The organism is Vibrio sp. 378 (genome assembly GCF_033339435.1).
On the sequence record NZ_JAWOUO010000038.1, the window covers coordinates 1 to 5,725 of the forward strand.

The following is a 5,725-nucleotide window of genomic DNA, read 5'->3' on the forward strand; positions in this document are numbered from 1 at the left end:
CTATGCGTTAGGTTCAGTGGTTGAGGTGTTATGCGGAAGCTTAGGTATTGCGTGCCTCACACCTTAACAAGGCGTTAGCCCTCAAAGGTCAAATATGGATATTTACCCAGAAATAGAGTTATCTAAAGAGCAGCATAACTCAATTGAAGTCCTCAGAAACAAGTCATTTCCTGAACATCAAGTAACTCGTTCTTACTATAAGCAACTCCCGCATATGAGAGCTTTAAAGTACAGAGATGATCAACTGGTTGGTTACATGGGACTGGACTACAGAGTTGTCAGCGTCGGCGATGAAATATATAAAGTACTGGGCGTTAGTGACTTTTGTGTTGAACAATCATCTCAAAGACATGGTATTGGCACTGCCATGTTGTCTCAACTCAGCGAGTATGCCTCAAGCAAGGACGTTGACTTTATTATTTTAATCTCCGATTTAGATGTTTTTTATACGGCTAATGGTTATCTTCGTCTTAGTTCTTTAAGCTCTTGGTTGCGAATACATGAACATAAGAATTACGGCGTTGCGGTTGATCAAGTTGATGATTTATATGTTAAACCGATTAGCGGTAAAACTTGGGCAGTTGGTCATATAGACTGGTTAGGGTATATGTACTAGTCGGGTATCGGGCTAACAAATTGTTCAAGAGGGATTCAGCACGCGTGGCATTTTTACTATGCGTTGGTTTTAGTGTTTAAGGTGGTATGCGGTAGCATCGGTGTTGCGTGCTTCACCCCTTAACAAGGCGTTATGTTTCACTTTGATTTAGAAGAAATAAAAGGTTTTCTGGCGCTTGTTTCTTTGGTCTCTTTGGCTATTCGTTCGAGTCGTTTCAGCAATTCAATATTGTCTGCCCAAGTTCTTGAATTTCTCAACCGGTTTTATGCTCCAAAATTCGTGGGTTGCTTCAATTTAAAATCGCATCTGCGTGTTGATAATCGGTTTGGCTTAAAGTCGCTTCGGTTCTAATTCCCAATTCACAAATCGGCAGCGGGGTTTTCGGCAATTTGAGTTTTGTCTTTCGCTGTTTTGAAAGGGATTGCGTCATTCGCCGAAAATCATCAAAGTTGCCTCAATCAAATTCCTGGGAATTACACGTTTTGTATTTATCGCTTTTGTCGGACTATTCCACAACGTCGTGTGACGCAAGTTAAACAATTCTTTATGCAATTCAGTTCTTTGCCAAGTATGCGAGTCAGTTGTGGTAAAACATAACAAAGTGTTTAAGAGGGATTCGTCAACGCGTGGCGCTTTCACTTCAAATCGGTTTAAGTGATTAAGGCGGTCATATCCGCTTTGGCGGCAGCGTTGTCTCACCCCTTAACACGGCGTTAGCTTTATAGGAGAAATTATGGCTACACAGCAAGAAGTAGATAAGTTTTTAGACCTTGTAAACGAAATTACAGAGTTGACAATAGATGATTTAATCTATGACTCAAAATGGGGCAGTATAAATTTTGAAAAGGCGAAAGCTGATTTAACTCGTCTATATGCGTTATGTAACCATTTCAAAGTTCTTCCACTAGAGCAATTGCCAAGCGATATCGCGCAGCAAATGGTTTCTCAAGGAACGCCTATACGCAATACAGTAAAGAATATTCGAGAATATACAATTGAGCAGGAAAACCCTTCGGGAGTTCGAGATCAATACATTAATCTTGTTCAAACCCAAGTTGATCAGTTTTATAAGTTCTCTCACATTTATGTTCCGTACTTGGCATATCAAAAAGGTGAGATTCAAAATAACATTGAACAGTTAACAACTTCAGTCTCTCAAGCCAAAATACTTTTGGAAAACGCAGAAGTTGAAACGAAAGAAAAGAGTGGCGAAATAGAATCAATAATCCAAGCTGCTAGAGAAGCTTCTGCAAGTGCTGGCGTAGCGCACTTTACCGCTGATTTTGAGCAAGAGTCTTCCACGTTAGAGTCCCAGGCTAAAATTTGGTTAAAGGCAACTGTTGGTTTAGCTGCTATATCGTTAGCTTTTGCACTCTACTTTTTGTTTTCGGACCCAGATATCTCAAGTGTGGCGAAGGCTATTCAATTTATTTCTTCAAAGATCTTGATATTGGTTTTGCTCATAATGGCGACATTGTGGTGTGGCAATATGTATAAAGCAACTAAACATCAGGCCGCAGCAAATAAATTTAAAGGTAACTCACTAAAGACCTTCCAAGCATTTGTTAAAGCAACTGATGATGACTCTGTCAGGGATGCTGTTTTGGTTGAAACAACAAGGGCTATCTTTAATGAAAGTGCCACTGGTTATTTAAATGTGGATAGTAGTACTACTGAGAAAAGTACAAAAGTAGTTGAGGTCATCCGCACAGGTGTGCAAGCAGCAACAGCTGCCAGCAAAAGCTAACAAAGCATTTAAGAGTGATTCCCAACGCTTGGCATTTTTCATTCCATCGTTGGGTTTCGTGTTTTACGGTGTAACGTTTTAGGCTTGGTGGTAGCGTTGCTCACACCTTAATGCGGCGTTAGGCGACGGGCAGGAAAGTTCTTTGTTCTCATCTTCTTAGTTCCCTTTGAACATTCGTTTCTCTAAGTCGGCAATTCAACATTGTCGGCTTGAATTCTTGAATCTCTCTGGCCGTAAAACATGCCACGGTTCGCGGATTGCCTCATTGGTTTTCACAGTCGGTTGGTTGTGAATATAACTGGCTCAAGGTGTGGAAAGATCAAGTTAATCGAGGCTTTCGTTCTCGCTTTAAGATTGCAGCTATGGGTTTTCTGGGTTCAAAACCTACTTTGTTGCTGAAGGTCTGTATTTCGTGGTTGTCGAAATTTCGGCTGAAACATAGTGACATTTTTGGTTATTGAATCACAAAAAGTCAGTGAGTGTTTGGTTGCTTATTTTGTTTCGAGTAATCTGCTTTCAAAATAACTTAAACACAGGTGGAAAACTTCGCCTAACAAGGCGTTTAAGGCGGATTCACAACGCTTGGCGATTTCAGTTCCAGTCAGGTTAAGTGTTTAAGGTGCAATGGTTTAGGTTTGGTGGTAGGCGTTGTTCACCACTTAACGCGGCGTTAGGCGGCTAGGAGGGTAATTTGCCAGGAATACAAAATTTTGAAGCCGGTGAGGGCTTTATTCGAACCTACGATTTAATAGAAGCCTTGAGAGATGATGTACATACTGCTTTCGAAGTTCTTGAGAGTGATAAACAGAATCAATATTTGAGACGTAGTGTTGTCAGAGCAGTCTTCTCGCATATTGAAGCTCTAATTGAAAGTGTCAAGGTTGAAATTCGTTCAAGTTTAAGAATCGAAAAAACTAATTTTGAGTTGAGTAAAAAAGAAAAAGAGTTATTAGGTTCGCTTTCGCCAGTCTCTAAAGATAAAGGTCGTCAACTTCCGTTGGAGCAGAACTTAAAGTCGACATTCAAATTGGCAGCGAAGGTATGGGATTTAGATTTCCAGTTGAACACTGATGGTGAAGACTATAGAGACTTTATTGTAGCTAAGTCTTACCGAAATAAACTTACACACCCCAAAACTTATTACGATGTTCAAGTTACCGATGATGATATGCATTACTATGCGGTTGCTGCTACATGGGTTCAACAAGAGTTTCACCGTTTGTTTAAAGCGCGAGTTGATAATCTGGAAGCCTATATTGATAAGTATCTTGTTGATTAAGGTGAGTTCGCTCGCCTAACAAAGCATTTAAGAGTGATTCGCAACGCTTGGCAGTTTCGCTTCGCTCAAGTATAGCCAAGCGCCGCTCACACCTTAATGCGGCGTTAGGCTATTGAGGAGAATTTGAGCTTGAAAACAGTTTGCGTAGCTCTAAGTATGTTGCTTGTTTCATCGCTTGCATATGCAGCAGTTGTTCCTGATTTTCAGGGGCATTATGAGCGGTATAACAATGATCAATTGGATACTGACACTGCCTTTATTGACTTAACTAAGGTGGGTTCGAACACCTACGAACTATCAGGGACATCAGTTTGGGTAGGTGACTCTTCTTCTGGCCTTGTAAATTTTGGAGAAATCGACGGAGTCGTAACGTTAAAAGGTAATCAAATAGACTATGACGTTGACGGCTGTACTCTCCAAATTTTATTAGAGCAAGATACCCTCGTAGTGAGCAAAGACAACGGTTGTGGGGGGCTAAATGTCACCTTCAATGGGACGTACGTGAGAACCCCAGAGAATCAATAGCCTAACAAACTGTTCAAGAGTGATTCGCAACGCGTGGCATTTTTACTATGCGTTGATTTTAGTGATTAAGGTGGTTTGCAGCGGCTTCGGTATTGCGTTGCTCACACCTTAACAGGGCGTTAAATGACAAGGAGGTAACTTGAACTTCAAACGTGTTGAAATATACTTTTACGCAGTTTTGGGTTTAGCTGTGGCTATGAAACTTGGGGTGGCTTTTGAGTCTCTGACTCTGAATTTTGGCGTCGTAACTATCAATAGCCTTACTATCCCTAAATCTGAGTTGTTTGTTAATGGGCTTGCATTAGTACTAGGACTAGCATGTTTGATTTTCAACTTTAAAGCCGTTGAGGTTGAGCAGAGGTTGTATCTCAATCACACTCAAAACTCATTAGCTATGTGAATAACGAGTTGCAATCAGTTACTGGCAGCACGCGAGACCGAGTATCCCATGCAATCCTATTAGGTGGGTCTAAAGCAACTGTTAATACAGGTAGGTGGACTTTGTATCGTGCTGCTAGAGTTCCGGTAATCGTTGAAATACCTTTTGAACTTTTGCTTGCGGTAAAACTAGAGTCTTGGGCATCAGCAATAGTTAAGTCTGCATTTGCTTGGTTAATCCCTATTTTGGCTACGATTGCACTGATAGCTGTCATTTAACAAACTGCTCAAGAGGGATTCGCAACGCGTGGCATTTTCACTATGCGTTGAATTTAGTGATTAAGGTGGTTTGCGGCGGCTTCGGTATTGCGTTGCTCACCCCTTAGCAGGGCGTTATACCGCAATCAATCATCTAACCTTTTCATGGCTTTACGGTAAACATCGCTACGTTCGCGTTTTCCGACTGCTAAGACGGTTACAATGATGACATCGTCTTCAACTTTGTAGACGAGACGGTAGCCAGATTGACGCAACTTAATTTTATACATGTTGTCAGCTCCAGAAAGCTTTGAAGCCGGAACATGTGGGTTATCTAAGCGTTCTATCAGCTTTTTCTTAAATTGTTGTTGCAGAGTAGAGCCAAGTTTTTTCCACTCTTTGAGTGCGCTCTTTTTAAAGTCGAGTTTATAGGTCATCAATATTTACCGAAATGCTCTCTTCAGATTCACGCTCTTTAGCGATAGCTAGCAGTTCAAGATCTTCGAGTCTGTCCATCATCATTTCGTACGCTTCGGCAGGTACACAATAAAATGCGGGCTCATTTCGGTTTAATACAGCAACAGGTTCGCCGTAAGCACTAGTTGCAACTTTCATAGGGTTAGCTTTCAACTCGGTAATGCTTGCAGCAACATCGGCTAAAATTCTAGTGGTCATATAATCGGTCTCTTAAGTGGTCTTTATGTTGGTCATTTTAGCCTCAACCAAGCGGTATAACAAGTTGCTTAAGAGTGATTCGCAACGCGCGGCATTTTTACTATGCGGCGGTTTATGTGTTTAAGGTATTATGCGGAGGCTAAGGTATTGTGTTGCTCACACCTTAGCAAGGCGTTAGTTGCCAACGGGAAAAAACGCCACTTAAAGCAGAATATTTAGGGTTAATGTCCGTGTGTTTTTGGCTAGA

Annotated in this window: 8 protein-coding genes; 5 read left to right on the forward strand and 3 right to left on the reverse strand. The window is 41.2% G+C overall.

The genetic code is table 11. The annotated features are described in order from the left end of the window. Window positions 1–94: 94 nt before the first annotated feature. From R7Q48_RS23725 to R7Q48_RS23750, 5 genes are all read left to right on the forward strand, one after another. Window positions 95–616, forward strand: a complete 522-nt coding sequence (locus R7Q48_RS23725) for a GNAT family N-acetyltransferase (RefSeq protein ID WP_256903469.1) — start codon at window positions 95–97, stop codon at window positions 614–616. A 733-nt stretch (window positions 617–1,349) separates the two neighbouring features. Beyond that, complete coding sequence (locus R7Q48_RS23735; RefSeq protein ID WP_065971067.1) at window positions 1,350–2,363, forward strand: hypothetical protein; 1,014 nt, start codon at window positions 1,350–1,352, stop codon at window positions 2,361–2,363. A gap of 691 nt (window positions 2,364–3,054) precedes the next feature. Continuing rightward, window positions 3,055–3,642, forward strand: coding sequence for a hypothetical protein (locus tag R7Q48_RS23740; protein ID WP_055052273.1), 588 nt, complete (start codon window positions 3,055–3,057; stop codon window positions 3,640–3,642). A gap of 129 nt (window positions 3,643–3,771) precedes the next feature. Then, a complete protein-coding gene (locus R7Q48_RS23745; RefSeq protein WP_151514915.1) occupies window positions 3,772–4,167 on the forward strand; it encodes a hypothetical protein in 396 nt (131 codons plus the stop codon). A 139-nt stretch (window positions 4,168–4,306) separates the two neighbouring features. After that, complete coding sequence (locus R7Q48_RS23750) at window positions 4,307–4,567, forward strand: hypothetical protein (protein ID WP_256903467.1); 261 nt, start codon at window positions 4,307–4,309, stop codon at window positions 4,565–4,567. Here the strand turns inward: R7Q48_RS23750 and R7Q48_RS23755 are convergent. The 3 genes from R7Q48_RS23755 to R7Q48_RS23765 form a co-directional block, all read right to left on the reverse strand. Continuing rightward, window positions 4,560–4,820, reverse strand: coding sequence for a hypothetical protein (locus R7Q48_RS23755; protein ID WP_256903470.1), 261 nt, complete (start codon window positions 4,818–4,820; stop codon window positions 4,560–4,562). The genes R7Q48_RS23750 and R7Q48_RS23755 overlap by 8 nt on opposite strands. Window positions 4,821–4,949: 129 nt before the next feature. Beyond that, window positions 4,950–5,240, reverse strand: coding sequence for a type II toxin-antitoxin system RelE family toxin (locus R7Q48_RS23760; RefSeq protein WP_005377002.1), 291 nt, complete (start codon window positions 5,238–5,240; stop codon window positions 4,950–4,952). Next, window positions 5,230–5,478 carry a type II toxin-antitoxin system Phd/YefM family antitoxin gene (locus R7Q48_RS23765; RefSeq protein ID WP_005377003.1) on the reverse strand — a complete coding sequence of 83 codons (249 nt, stop codon included), beginning with the start codon at window positions 5,476–5,478 and terminating at the stop codon, window positions 5,230–5,232. The genes R7Q48_RS23760 and R7Q48_RS23765 overlap by 11 nt, the downstream gene beginning before the upstream one ends. Window positions 5,479–5,725 lie beyond the last annotated feature (247 nt).